This is a genomic window from Marinococcus halophilus, from assembly GCF_900166605.1.
GTDB classification, from domain to species: domain Bacteria; phylum Bacillota; class Bacilli; order Bacillales; family Marinococcaceae; genus Marinococcus; species Marinococcus halophilus.
On the sequence record NZ_FVZD01000006.1, the window covers coordinates 1,294,214 to 1,308,364 of the forward strand.

At 48.7% G+C, this 14,151-nt stretch carries 11 protein-coding genes; 5 read left to right on the plus strand and 6 right to left on the minus strand.

The annotated features are described in order from the left end of the window. Positions 1-11 precede the first annotated feature (11 nt). Positions 12-485, plus strand: coding sequence for a hypothetical protein (locus B5066_RS12545; RefSeq protein ID WP_079476243.1), 474 nt, complete (start codon positions 12-14; stop codon positions 483-485). 253 nt (positions 486-738) lie between these two features. Further along, positions 739-1,665 carry an HNH endonuclease gene (locus B5066_RS12550; RefSeq protein ID WP_079476244.1) on the plus strand — a complete coding sequence of 309 codons (927 nt, stop codon included), beginning with the start codon at positions 739-741 and terminating at the stop codon, positions 1,663-1,665. Between the two features lie 154 nt (positions 1,666-1,819). Here the strand turns inward: B5066_RS12550 and istB are convergent, their stop codons facing one another. Then, a complete protein-coding gene (gene istB / locus B5066_RS12555) occupies positions 1,820-2,557 on the minus strand; it encodes an IS21-like element helper ATPase IstB (RefSeq protein WP_244897368.1) in 738 nt (245 codons plus the stop codon). Between the two features lie 2 nt (positions 2,558-2,559). Then, on the minus strand, positions 2,560-3,753 hold the full coding sequence (gene istA, locus B5066_RS12560; RefSeq protein ID WP_079476239.1) for an IS21 family transposase: 1,194 nt from the start codon (positions 3,751-3,753) through the stop codon (positions 2,560-2,562). Positions 3,754-4,202: 449 nt separating this feature from the next. Here istA and B5066_RS12565 point away from each other — a divergent pair, with 449 nt between their 5' ends. Genes B5066_RS12565 through B5066_RS12575 form a run of 3 tightly spaced genes read left to right on the plus strand, consistent with a single transcriptional unit; the run spans position 4,203 to position 7,925 of the window. Then, positions 4,203-6,239, plus strand: a complete 2,037-nt coding sequence (locus B5066_RS12565) for a BglG family transcription antiterminator (RefSeq protein WP_244897388.1) — start codon at positions 4,203-4,205, stop codon at positions 6,237-6,239. 18 nt (positions 6,240-6,257) lie between these two features. Next, positions 6,258-6,524, plus strand: a complete 267-nt coding sequence (locus B5066_RS12570) for a PTS sugar transporter subunit IIB (RefSeq protein ID WP_079476246.1) — start codon at positions 6,258-6,260, stop codon at positions 6,522-6,524. A 33-nt stretch (positions 6,525-6,557) separates the two neighbouring features. Further along, positions 6,558-7,925 carry a PTS ascorbate transporter subunit IIC gene (locus B5066_RS12575; RefSeq protein ID WP_079476247.1) on the plus strand — a complete coding sequence of 456 codons (1,368 nt, stop codon included), beginning with the start codon at positions 6,558-6,560 and terminating at the stop codon, positions 7,923-7,925. Positions 7,926-7,983: 58 nt separating this feature from the next. On the opposite strand, the gene B5066_RS12580 is transcribed toward B5066_RS12575, so the two are convergent. From B5066_RS12580 to B5066_RS12595, 4 genes are all read right to left on the minus strand, one after another. Then, complete coding sequence (locus tag B5066_RS12580; protein WP_079476248.1) at positions 7,984-8,961, minus strand: PD-(D/E)XK nuclease family protein; 978 nt, start codon at positions 8,959-8,961, stop codon at positions 7,984-7,986. Between the two features lie 157 nt (positions 8,962-9,118). Beyond that, entirely contained in the window at positions 9,119-10,249 is a 1,131-nt protein-coding gene (locus tag B5066_RS12585) for a DUF418 domain-containing protein (RefSeq protein WP_079476249.1), read from the minus strand. A 177-nt stretch (positions 10,250-10,426) separates the two neighbouring features. Further along, complete coding sequence (locus B5066_RS12590; RefSeq protein WP_079476250.1) at positions 10,427-12,268, minus strand: alkaline phosphatase D family protein; 1,842 nt, start codon at positions 12,266-12,268, stop codon at positions 10,427-10,429. Between the two features lie 172 nt (positions 12,269-12,440). Further along, positions 12,441-14,150, minus strand: coding sequence for a gamma-glutamyltransferase family protein (locus B5066_RS12595; RefSeq protein ID WP_079476251.1), 1,710 nt, complete (start codon positions 14,148-14,150; stop codon positions 12,441-12,443). Between the last annotated feature and the right edge of the window lies 1 nt (position 14,151).

Genomic DNA, 14,151 nt, shown 5'->3' on the forward strand with positions numbered 1-14,151 from the left:
GTGAATAATCAATGAGCCAAGGGCATAGAGTATATGTCAGAAAAAAATACATTGATATTTATAGAGAATTAAGAGCACAAAAATCTTCTAGTCCTAGAATATTTAAAGACAATAAAGGATTATTTGTTCTAGCTACTACAATTGGTTTTAAAAGTGGTGAACAAAAAAGCTTTCAAAATAAAGAACAGTTAATGTGGTCGGATGCTTTAGACGATTATCAGCAAACTGTTATTAAAGCGATAGCAATAAAAAGCACAAATGAAAACAATTTAAATATTTTAAATAATCCTGAAGAGATGTATAGTATAGCTGAAAATTACGCGAATAAAGGTATGGATATATTAATTGAAGAGGTTTTCAAAGATTATATAAAAGAAAATGAAGACAATACCTTAACTATAGCTTATAACGAAAAGTCTCAATTACAAAGACAATTAGCACATTTTGTGGATAGCTTACAAAAAGAAAATAATCCTTTTAATTAAATAAGTACTATATTAAATTCAAGTAAGTTCCAATGAAATATCTTTTTGTGAAAAGCAAAAAATTGTTAGAATTCGTTTTCTTTATTTGCTTCATAAAGAACTTTGTAAAAATTATTTCTACAATAATATGTATGAAAGATTATAAAGTATAAATATTCTTGTGTTTCGAACAAAATTGTAAACATTCTTAGACTAAAAACATTTAAATTTTTATTTTCAATGGGAATAATTATATTTGAATAGAGGCGATGCAATGAGTGTCATAGCCAACACAGATCATAATTGGTATTTTGAATTAAGTAGTCAGCCGGTACCATATGAAGTGAATTTTTGGACGCCTACTCCATGGAATCCTAAAAGTTTAAAAGAAGGCGACTTGTTTCTCTTTCTGTTAAAAGCTCCTTATCGTAAGGTGTGTGGCTACGGGCGCTTTTCCTACTACGCCAATATGCAAGTATTAGAAGCATGGTATAGGTTTGGAAAAGGCAATGGTGTTAATTCGTTAAATGAATTAATGATGCGAGCCAACAAATACGTTAGTAAAAATACAAGCAAACGGATTGGTAAAGAGGATTATCAACACTATATTGGATGCATTGTATTAAAAAATGTCTATTTTTTTGATGAAAATTCATTGGTAGATTTGAAAGATTTAAAAATTGATTTCAGTAAAAATATTGTGAAATACAAGTACGTTGAAGAATCAGAATATATCTTGAAAACGTTAGAAGAAAGAAAAACCACTGAAATGTCTAGAAGGTTCGAACTTGTTAATGAAACAATGGCCGCCTATGAATTAAAAAAACAAAAAGTGAGAAACGAACAAAGTGCTTTTCGCCAACAATTGATGGAGATATATCGGCATCAGTGTTCTGTCACAAACGAGTCGACAAGAGAAGTGCTAGAAGCTGCCCATATCCAACCATATATCAATATGGATAGTAACAACATTCAAAATGGGATTGTACTTAGGGCAGATTTGCATCGATTATTTGATCATGGGCTATTTACAATAAATGAAGATTATTCAATCAAAACAAGTGAAATTCTACACTCTAATAATTACCGGATGCTTGAAAATAAAAAAATATATCTACCTGAAAGAACAGATTTAAGGCCATCTGAAGAAGCAATTGCTTATCATAAAGAAAATATATTTAGACCTTCATTGAGCATTTAAAAATTTTTAAATCTCTTATTTAATAATATTTTTTAATCCAATTATTAATAATCTGCCAACAGCTCGCTCTATATTACAGAGTAGGGCTGCTTTTTGTCAAGGACGTTTAATTATATACAAAATCGTCGGGTTAAAATTATACAAGTCTGCCGCCTTATTCGGCAGACTTGTTTTTCATTCGGAAGCTTGGACCGTCAATTGAGAATACTCTTGAATGGTGAAGCAGTCGATCCAATATTGCTGTCGCAATAATCCCGTCTCCCAACACTTCTCCCCACTGGCTGAACGTCTTGTTCGACGTTAGAATAATAGAGCTATTCTCATATCGACGGCTGATCACTTGAAATAAGTAATGACCTCCGTTATCAGATAGATTTAAGTATCCCATTTCATCGATAATCAGGAGGGAGGGCTTAGCGATCCCCCTCATTTTCTTATCCAATTTTCCTTGGGCATCTGCTGTCTCTAGTGACGTAACGAGCTCCTGTGCTGTCATGAAATATGTCTTCAATCCTTTACTGATTGCCTCGAGGGCAATTGAAACCGCAAGGTGTGTCTTTCCAACTCCAGGAGGCCCAAGGAAAATTAAATTCTGATTTTGTTCGATAAAGCTGAGATTCATGTATTCTTCGATGTCCCTTCTGGACACACCACTAATACGTTGGAAGTCAAACGCATCTAAAGTTTTCTTAAAAGGTAAGCGAGAGAGCTTAAGTAGAGTTTGTCTACTTCGCTCTATTCGCGCTTGATTTTCCAATTCCAATAGTCGCTCAAGAAAGACGTGATATGGTATATTATCTTTAGAAGCTTCTTCCGTGAGGGTACGCCACTCTGACTGAATGGTGGATAATTTAAGTGAATCACAGTATGTATCAATAACTTGATTCATCATTTTCACTCTCCCTCTCGAAGAATTTGGTCGTAGACGCTTAGTGGGCGAACAGCGACCTCTATATCTGATGCAGCGTGGAAGGTGCCAGCCTTTGAACGCTGCTTTTTTCTTATCTGTTCGGAGAGTGGAAGGATCTTATCATCCTTTGTATAAGTTAAAATGGCTTCCCCGCGATGATAAACAGTAATCTTTCCATCAAGCGTTTCCTTAATCATAACTTCCTGCCCCGCATAAGGGGAGTTCATGAGAATTTTTCGAGCGTGATAATTCATGACGCCGTCTTTTCCTATCTTTCGATAGGTTAGATAACTCACTTCATACCTTGTTGGAAGAGAATCGAGAGATTCTTTCATCCAAAGTTCCACAGGCTTTCGTTCTGTTGTAGAGTGGACACGCTGATTCGCTCTTTCTTCGACCCATCTCATTAGTGTACGATTCAATTCCTGTAATGATTGAACTGAGGACGTCTCTAACCAGCCATTCATATACCCTATGAACCGTTCCACTTTTCCTTTGGTCTGAGGCCGATAAGGTCGGTGGACCTTTGGTGTAAATCCATAATAATCGACGAAGTCTAAAAACTTTTCATTCCACTCAACTTCAGAACCACTTCTTCGGTTTATTATCGTCTTCATATTGTCGAACAGAACCTTTTCCGGAACACCTCCAAAGTATTCGAAGGCATTAACTAGACAGTGAAGCAGATGCTCTCGGTCCTGCCTTTCCGCAAAACAAACATAACTCATCCGTGAATAAGACAAAGTAGCCACAAATATCATTAACGGTATAATATCTCCATCAACTTGATAAAGGCCAGCTTCTTTCCAGTCCACCTGTATTTGCTCTCCTGGTTCAGTCTCATACCGTCTGGTATGACTTTCTTTAAAGGCCTTGCGATATGGCTGTACAAATTCTTTAAGGATCGTTTTTCCGCCTGAATATCCCTGTTTTCGAATTTCTTGATAAAGCTTTTCACAATTAAATACATGGTCTTCAAGTACTCGCCTTAATAGGTACTCTTTATAGGGATCTAATTTTGACCCTTTCTTCGTGCGTTTTTGTACATGATTTCTTTCTCTTTCACTTAGAGATTTCACCGTATGTCGATGCATCCCCAACATCTGTGCAATGTCCGTATGGGACATCCCACGTTCCAGGTATTCTTTCACTTTTCGTCGCTCTCCCTCCAGCTTCATGAACTAAATCTCCTCCCGTATGGATTCAATTTAATTATGAAGCTTGTCGAAATTTAAGGCGACGATTTTGTATGTTTTTAGCCGGCTATATTGTCCATTTTAAATGCGACTCTTTCAACTTTTTTGCTTAGTTCGCTAATTAATTTATAAACTACCAAATATATTTTAATACATATATTTGATTTCAATTTAATCATTTACATATAAGTAAATAAACATCTTAAACTCAAAACAAAGTATCATTTTGCAAATTCCTATTCTACAAATTTGGAACGTAGAAAGCCCTTACATAGTTGCGGTGGTTGTATTATAGTAACGGTATTCACTAGTGATGAGCAAATACATTTTGCAATTTGAAACAGAGAGGCGGGAGGTGAATCATCATCGTCCTGGATCAGCGCCGGACGGCGATATTAAATTATGTGCTGCAGGCGGACACGATTGTGGAAATGGACCGGTTAACGAAGCAGTTCGGCATCTCACAGCGCACCATCTATTACGACCTTCAGCAGATTGACGACTGGCTCGAGGAAAACAGGCTGACACGCACCCAGCGGCTCTACGGCAGGGGCATCTACCTGGACCCGGAAACGAAGCGAAAGCTACAGGATGTTACTCACATCGACAATGACTGGGACTACCGGTTTGACCAGCGGGAGCGCATCTACCTGATCGTGCTGCATCTCCTGGTGGCGAAAGCAAACGTTCGGACGAACACGCTGCTTGACTGGATCAACGTGAGCCGCGGCTCGCTGTTCCGCGACATGAAAAAAGCCGCAGAATGGCTGGAGCCAAAACGCATCCGCATTAAAAACGAAAAGCACACCGGCTATTATCTTGAAGGGAGCCGGGAGGACAAGCAGCAGCTGTTAAACACGATCATTAAAGATATCTTCTCGGAGCGCTTCTCCGAGCGGATGGAAGAAAAAGCGCAGCAGATGCTCTCGCCGGAGGCGCTGCCCCAGGAGGATCAGCTGTATGACCTGATCGAACGCGAAATTCGGCGTGTCGAGGCAATGCTTGAAGTACAGTACAGTAACGACAGCGTCCGCTCTCTAGTGCTGCAGCTGCTCCTCTCCGCGCAGCAGTCCGGAAGCGCCCCGGCTGTCGATATCGACGAGGAGGAAAAGGAAATCATCCGGCAGACGAAGGCGTACCAGGCGGCCCGGGAAATCCAGCGCAGCCTGCGGGAAAGCGGGCTGGTCGTCCTAGCGGAAGAAGATGTTTATTATTTCGCCATGCACCTGCTCGGCTCCCGGGTTCAGCGGGAAACAGCCCAGCAGTCCAAAACGGAGGAAGAACATCAGCTGCGTATGATTATCACGAAAATAGTCAACGACTTTCAGGTGGTCGGCTGCCTCGTGTTTGACGAACGAAGGCAGCTTGAGGACAACCTGCTGGCGCATTTAAAGCCCGCCTATTACCGGATGAAGTACGACATGCCGATTGCAAACGACTACGTGGCGGAGGTGCAGAGGGACTATCCCGAGATCCTGCATCTGACCCGGCGGTCGATCACCCATCTGGAGTCCTACCTGGGCAAGCCCGTACCCGAAGAGGAAGCCGCCTACATTGCGATGCATTTCGGGGGCTGGCTGCACCGGGACGGCGTTCAGACGAACAAAAAGTATACCGCCGTTGTCATCTGCGAAAACGGGATCGCGGCGTCCGCGCTGCTGCGTTCGCAGCTCGAAGCACTGCTTCCGGAGCTGATGGTGGAGGACATACTGTCCCGGCAGGAATATGAGGCAATGGACCGGCACGTGGACATTATCTTTACCACGATTCCCGTACCGGAAACCGATACACCGGTGATTCTGCTCCCGCCGTTTTTAACCAATGAGGAGCGGGACGCCGTGCACGCCAGATTAAAAGAGGTGTTCGCCGAAAGCAGCCCCGGTGCTTTTGAAGAAGAGGCGCTGCTGGATGTGATCAGCCAGCACGCGACCATCCATGAACGCGAGCAGCTGGCCGACAAGCTCCGGCATTTCTTAAGGGGCGATATTTCAAAGGTAAAGGAGACAACCAAACCCATGCTAGAAGAACTGCTCAACGAAGACACGATCCTAATGGAAGAATTCGCGGCGGATTGGCAGGACTCGATCCGCAAGGCTTCCACTCCGCTTACCGATAACGAGAGCGTGAACGCCTCCTACATCGAGGCGATGATCCAAAACATTGAAGAGCTCGGCCCGTATGTGGTCATTGCGCCGGACATTGCGATTCCGCATGCGCGCCCCGAATCAGGCGTCAACAGGCTCGGCATGAGCCTGCTGCACCTGCAGCAGCCGGTCCAGTTTTCGGAGGAGGCCAAGCACCAGGCGTCGGTCGTGATTGTGCTCGCAGCAATTGATAACGAAACGCATTTAAAGGCGCTGTCGCAGCTGACCGAGCTGCTGTCGGAGCCGGAGGCAAAGGAAAAGCTGTTAAACGCATCATCCAAGGAAGAGATCATGCAGCTGGTCAAAACGTATTCAACCCAATAACAACGAGGAGTGAGAGAAATGAAAAAGATTTTAGTCGTATGCGGTAACGGACTGGGAAGCTCGATGATGGTGGAAATGAACGTAAACAGCATTTTAAAGGAAATGAACGAGGAGGCGGACGTCTCCCATACGGATCTGACGACCGCCAAAACGGAAAGCGCCGATCTGTACATTGGCTCCGCCGACATTCTCGGCAACCTCGACGACGGCACGCGCAACATTGCGCTTCTGAATAACCTGCTCGACAAGCAAGAGCTGCGGGACGCCCTGGAAAAAAATCTGTAAAGCATCAGGCAAGTTAGAGGGGGAGGTTGAGTGATGGTAGACTTATTGATGAATGACTTGTTGGGTACACCGGAAATTCTGGTCGGACTGTTTGCCTTTATCGGCCTGTTGATTCAACGGAAGGCAGCGTCGGACGTCGTGTCCGGGACGCTCAAAACAATACTCGGCTTTGTGATTTTAGGAGCAGGGGCAGCAGTGATTACCGGGTCGCTCGACCAGTTCAGCGCCATGTTCAACCAGGCGTTTAACGTCGACGGGGTCATTCCGAACAACGAGGCAATCGTCGCGGTTGCCCAGGACGCGTTTGGGGCGGAAACGGCCATGATTATGCTGTTTGGTATGATCGTCAACATTATTTTGGCAAGAATTACGCCGTTTAGCTACATTTTCCTGACCGGGCATCATATTATGTTTATGGCGTGCATGATCGCGGTTATTTTGACGACCGGCGGCATGACGGGCGTGCCGATGGTAGCGCTTGGCTCCATCATCCTAGGGTCGCTCATGGTACTGCTTCCGGCCATGTTGCAGCCGTACACGCGTGAAATTACGCAGTCCGACGACATTGCGGTCGGCCACTTCGGCTCCTTTGGTTATTTTGTTTCCGGCTTTCTTGCAAAGCGGATCGGCGACAAAAGCAAAAGCACCGAAGACATCAAGGTGCCAAAGTCGCTCGGGTTCCTGCGTGACACTACCGTATCCGTGTCGCTGACGATGGTTATCCTGTTTGTAGTGGTTGCGTTGTTCACAGGGCCGGCGTTTATTGAGTCAGAGGTGAGCGAAGGCCAGAACTTCCTGATCTTCGCGCTCATGCAGGGCCTTACCTTTGCAGCCGGGGTTTACATCATTCTCGCCGGGGTGCGGATGCTGCTCGGTGAAATCGTACCGGCATTTAAGGGTATTGCGGATAAAATTGTACCGAACGCGAAACCGGCGCTCGATGCCCCGGCTGTCTTCCCATTTGCAAACAACGCGGTTATTATCGGCTTCTTGTTCAGCTTTATCGCGGGCCTCGGCAGCATGTTCATCCTGCCGCTGCTCGGCCTGGCCGTTATCGTGCCGGGGCTTGTGCCTCACTTCTTTACCGGAGCGGCTGCCGGCGTCTTCGGCAACGCCACCGGCGGAAGAGTGGGAGCGATTGTCGGCGCCGTTGCGAACGGTGTCATGATCAGCTTCCTGCCGGCACTGCTTCTGCCGCTGCTCGGCGATCTTGGCTTCCAGAACACTACGTTTGGCGATGCTGACTTCGGCGTCATCGGCCTTGCACTTGGCAACCTGATCATGCTCGTCCAGTCCCAGTGGTTGTACTCGCTGATTATCCTCGCGATACTCGCAGGCATCTTCCTGCTCAGCTGGAACCGCAACAAGGGTAAGAAAAACGAAGAAGAAAAAGCGGCTTAATTTAAGTGAAAACGGAGACTCCGGCGCAGCAAGCGTCGGGGTTTTTGTATGTTCAAATTTAATCTAATGAACTTGTGTCATTTAGCTTTTTTAAAACCTCATGGCCAAGCTCCCGTGTGTTCTTCTTTCTTCCTGCTGAGGTATGCAGCTCCACGCCTAAGTTTAATTCCTGATTTATCTGACGAAGAACGGGCTTAGCTATTTCTTTTTCCTGCAGATTGGCATTGTATACGATAATTGTTCCACTGTCGTACTGCTGGATAAGGTATTTGGTGCCTCCTGAAGTGACCGTTACCTCCTGTCGCAGACTCCCGGGTTCAGCGGGATTTCTGGAGCGTTTGGCTGTAGCTTTCTGGCTGTCCAGGATATGACGGATAAACGCTTTTAACGTATGACGGACGTATTCTGAAATAGGTTCGATTTCGCCCCGTGCCTCTTTTTCCAGCATTAACCGAATGAGTGAAACAATCGAGAATCCTTCGTTTCCGGTCCAGGTGCACCAGGCTTTGCGGTGGGGAGCGATGTCTTCTTCCCGTAATGCCGCGTAAGCTTCTTGGAGCGGACCTCGAGAAGCTTCCGGGGTTAAGTAGATCATTGTCACCGCTGTTTCGTTTTGATCTTCAAGATCTTCGCGAACCGCAAAGTATTCGCGCCGGAACTGATCCTTCGTCGCTGCCTGCGGCCGGATTTTATTTTCGATTAATACCCGGTATATTTCTGTTGATTCGGACTGAGAACCTGCAGCGGGATTAGCTAAATAAAATCGCAGATCCAAATCGATGAATAACTTTCGTTCGTCCAGCTGATAGGGGCTTTCAAAAATAACTTCCGTTCCAGATAGAGAAGGCTGCTGCAGTATGTACGCAAACTGTCCATTTAAAGCCTCTGTCTCGTTCAAAGCTTCAAGAAAGCTCTGAAGAAAAACATCACCTAAACCGTGAGGCTCATTTGGCGACAATAAGTATCCAAGCATAGCGCTCATATTCTCTTCATTTAATTTTCCGTTTCCCATGCTTAAGGCTTGAAAGATGTTCAAAGTGGCACCCCTTTTCTTAACTATTCAAATATATAACCGTGAACTGCTTTTATTCATGCAATTATGAAAAATACTCCCTTCCAAGCAAATAGATGATGTAGTACACCGGCTTACTTAAAAGGGAGCATATCAGTATGCGCTTAGTTTTTCCGCTCATTTACGACCGCTTCCGAACCATCGGCACCCATTTCATGTGCGTCCCGATCCGCCATATCCACTCCAGCGGGCCGTAGTAAAAGTATTTCAGCCATAGCGGGCTGGCGAGCACCTGGGCGGCAAACACGAGTATGCCGATGAATAACGCGAACACGTAGCCCGGCGGGTCCCAAACCCCCATGCCGTTAAAAAAAGTCCGGCCGCTCTCCCGGAACAGGCTTACGAAAATGACTGACTGAAGCAGGTAATGAGTGAACGTCAATTTCCCGACGGCGGTAAACGGGATAAGAAACATGGAAATGCTTCTTTGACTCGTGCCGGTGAGCAGCAGCCCGAGGCCTACCCCTAAGCTCACCAAAAATGCGTACACATCGTCGAGATGAGCGACCAGCGGATTGGCGGCTCCGGCGTACAGAGCGGCTTTTCCAAGAAGGCCTACAAGGAGAAAGAGAACGGCGAGCCGCCATTTACGGTCGCGATCGTCCAAGGCTCTTGAAAAGATGCCGCTTCGGTACGCGTACATTCCAAAAAAGAAATAGCCGAGATGATCGATCATCGTCGACCATTCAATCAGCAGGTATTCCACGCCGGTCGGATACGTTTGATTCGTCGGCAGGGCGTCCTTCATCCACTGCTCCGGGTTCATCTGAAAAGAGGTATAGCCATTCAAAAGGTCGATGCCGGTGGAATAGCCGAGCCAGAACAGAAACGCTAGTCCCAGCAGCCAGCTGGCTGGCAGCCGGAGACAGGTGAGCAGCACAAGTCCTGCGGAAGCGTACATAAGCAGAATGTCACCCGCCCATATAAAGTAGCCGTGCAGCCCTCCGACGAAAAACAGGATCACGAGCCGCCGGACAAGGGTAGGGTAGGGATTTGTGCCCTTCGCGTGCAGCCGGCTGTAAATAAGTACGAGGCTGATGCCAAACATCATCGCAAACAGCGGCCGGGCGCTGTCCTCGAATACGATGGCGACGGTCGTATGAATAGAGCTGCCCAGCCAGGTTGGGTTGGCCGGGTCCGCTAACGCCAGCCCGAAGATATTGACGATAAAAATCGCAAACAGGGCGAAGCCGCGTATTTGATCGAGTATGTCTATGCGTGGGCCCTGAGTGCTGCCCTGGGGAGTTGTCATAACAAAACCTACTTTCTGCAAAGGGAACTTATACTGGGATGCTGATCTAAGATAGGGCAAAGAACCCTCATAGAGGATATACGAAACTCAGGCAGAAAATAAAGGGTCGGAAGTCGGGCAGGCTTTATTCACTCCAGGCGGCCTTGGGTTACCTCATCCGCAGAACCGGGCCCTTGCTTAACCGAAAAGACTGTTCTTCTCCTTCACGTTAATTGCTGCTTCCCCGTTCGGAATCTCGCATTGAAGCAGCAGGGATTTAGACGCCTGCTTTTCCTCGATGCTTTCCACAGCATAGGCTGTCCAGAGTGCCCTGGATTTCGAAAGTTCCAAAAGGGCGTAGCCGTGGGAGGTACTGTCGAATAATTCAATCCACGGATTTTCAATTTTGATGGCATTCTGCAGTTCTTTAAACAGAAACTCTGTCGGAATGATGCGTTTGCTTAACGCGTCCGGCAGAAAGGTGCGAAAGATCTCGAGCGTCGCGTTTTGAGGCAGGGGGCTCGTGTGGTCGAACAGGTTATTCAGGTTTTTCTGCACCATTTCGTGCAGGTTGCTCGACGTCACAGACCCCACCATCAACTCCACGCCGTACTTATGACCGTCCCGGCTGTAGTCCTCCTGCAGATAAGACGCTTCAAAGCTATGAAAATCGCCTGTCAGCGCAAGGAAATTCTGGATGCCTTCATTCATGACTGTCCGGGCGATAGCCTGCCGTTCATGTGCAAAACCGTCCCAGGCGTCAAGGTTAATGTACCTGCCCAAAAATTTCAGCTGGGTGAGCTGCACCTGGTTGGCCCAAATGTTCCATAAGCTGCTGGAATTTTTCAATTCACCGAGAAACCAATCCTTCTGCTCCCTGCCGAGCATGGACCGGTCGGGGCTGTGAATGTTTTCGCAGCCATCGGTGAAATAGCGCTCCAGCTCCTGTTCGCCGCAGGGATGAGCATCCCGGCAGGCGCGCTCGTCCGTAATATACAGCGTAGCAAGGTCGCCAATAGTCATCGACCGGTACAGCTTCAGGGCATTACTGGATGACGGTCGGGACGGCACATATACCCTCGAAGGCATATATTCCAGCCAGGCGCTGTTCGCCGAATGGCGCCGCTTTAAATCAGGCTCCAGGCTGTCATCCGGAGCCACCGCCGGGGCGTAGGCATCGTTGGCAAATTCATGGTCGTCCCAGGTGGCCACCATGGCATGATTTTCATGCAGCTTTTGCAGATCGGGGTCTGTACGGTACACGTTGTACAGGTGGCGGTAATCCTCCAGGGTGAACGCTTTGTCTTCACCGCTTGGAAGGGTGATCTGCCTTGCTTCCAAGCCGGTTTGGTATGAGGCCTCTCCGGCGGCTTCGTAGATGTAATCCCCCAGGTGCAAAAAGAAATCCATCTGCTCGTCCGCCAGGTGGGCGAGTGCATTGAAATAGCCACTCGTGTAATCCTGGCAGGACACATAGCCGATGGTGGCTGCGGGGCAGTCACTGCCCTCCGGCGGAAGCGTACGGCATCTGCCAACGTTGCTCGCCAGGCCGCTCCTGGTGATAAAACGGTAATAGTAGGTCTCCTTAGGGTGCAGCAGTCCATCCAAATCCATGCGGACCACATGGTCATGGTCCTTCCATACTGGGGAAAATCCGCTTAATTCCACGAAAGAAAAATCCGGATGGGTGCTTACCTGAAACATCACAGCCTTTCCCTGGTCGATGAGGTCCGCGAAAGAAGAGTTGTTTTTGGCGTGCGGCTTGTCCGGCCACTCGAAGCCTTCTCCGCCGATCTCGGTATCGAAGGCGCCTGCCTCTAACGAAGGATCTACTCTAGTCCAAAGCATCATTCCAGACGAGGTGGGGTCGCCGGAAGCGACCGATTGGGGAACCCCTTTTCCCGCCGGCTGGGTGGCGCAATACGCTTTCGTTTCTATATCGGATGAACCATCAACCACCTTGAAGGCCGAGCCGGTAAGAAAGCACTTGGGGAAAGGAGCCCTGTTTTCGTCGTCCCTGACTGAATCATTAAAATACAATATGGTGCCTCCTAGATTGTTTCGTTTTTACTGGCGGTTTGAATTGATGAAAAATCGCCTTTCTTTAACAAATATATACCTTTTTTATCATTAACAGAAATGATTGTGATAAAACCTGAAGGGCGGTGAAATCAGGTATAAATGAAGGAGCCGGAAGTCCGGCAGGCCGTATTTACTCCGAAGCACTGCTCTGCCAGTCTGCTTCCCGCCTCGGATCTCTGGCCCCGGACAGCTCCCCGGTCTCCTGGTCCAGGGCCAACGCCTGAATCGACCCGAAGTAGAGCGGCGTCGGCTGTTCACGAATATCCTCGTACCCAATCGCAAGCAGCTCCTCGCGCTGCTCCGTTTCAGGGAGCTCTTCCATCACAAGTTCGTCACCATCCAGATGAAAGCGCGGGGCTTCGACAGCTTCCTCGAGGCTGGCATCGTTCTCTGCCCAGTCGGCAATCACCTGCGTGAGCATAATCGGAATCCGTTCGCCGCCCGGGCTGCCGATGCCAAGCACCGGCCCGTCGTCATTGGCCACAAGCATCGGAGACGACCACGTCACCGAGCGCCGTCCCGGCTCCGGTTCATTGACGCTGCCTTCGCCAATGTCGAACCGGTCCATCTGGTTGTTCAGAAAATAGCCGTCGGCATACTCTCCGGAGCCCCAGAAGTTGGTGAGCGTATTGGTCATCGACACAAACGTCCCATCCTCGTCCACGACCGTAATATGGGTCGTGTTGGGGTCTCCTGTGTAGGTGGAGGCTTCCTCTTCGGAGATCACGCTGTCATCGGAAATTTCCGCAGCCAGCTCCGCGTTACGTGCCGGGTCCGTCAGTTCATCTACCGGCACATCGACAAAATTCGGATCGCCGTAGTCCGTTTCAATAAACTGGGAGGCGAGTCTCCAGGACATGGCGGTGTCGTGGATAAAGTCCGTGCTTTCCCGTCCTGCTTCCATGCTGTCACGCTCCTCAAGCATCTGCAGCATCTGAATGACGCTGATGCCGGGGAGCGGCGGGGCAGCACCAATAATGTCATAGCCTGCGTATGTCCCCACAGACGGATCGTTCTGACTGACCTCAAACGCTTCAAGCGAAGCGGCGTCGATACCTTCAATTTGAGACGCGAGCGACTGTCCGGCCTCTCCTTCATACAAAGTGTCACTTCCATTATCACGGATATCGCGCAGGGTATCGGCGAGTTCGTCCTGTTCCACAGTAGCGCCGGCTTCGAGGGGATCGCCGTCCGGATAGAAATGGCTCAGTTCACTCACAGGAAGCCTGCTTTCTCCCGATTCGAGCTGCTCCGCCAGCAGCCCGGAGACCTCCGAGCTGTCGGCGAGCGTGACCGCAGGATCAAGCAGCTCCTCCCATTCCGCCGTGCCGTAGTCAGCGTGGAATTTGTTCATGCCGGCGGTAAAACCGGGCACGCCGATGTCGGAGGAGGGGATGCCACTCTCGGGCACGACTTCACGGTAATCATACGCCTGCGGGGCTTCACCCTGCTCCTGGATCAGCACCGACCCGCCTCCGCCGATCCCGGAAGCAAACGGCTCGACCACCGAGACCGCGTAAGCGGCGGCGACAGCGGCATCGGCTGCGTTTCCGCCATTATCGAGCACCTCCATGCCGGCTTCGACCGCCTCCGTATGCCCGGCGCTCACCCCGTAGTCGGAGGGCTCGTCCGGTGCCTCGGCAACGTTCTCCGTTTCTTCGTTTTCCTCGGGAGCATTCTCCTCCGGGGGTGCGCTTTCATTTTCACTCTCTTCCTCTGACGAACATCCGCCGATCACAAATAAGGACAGAACGGCTGCGGCAGGGACGAAGCGGCGGACGTGATCGAAAGAGGGGGAGAGGACTTTTTTCCGGACAGCTGTCACCCTTCTGGTCTCCATG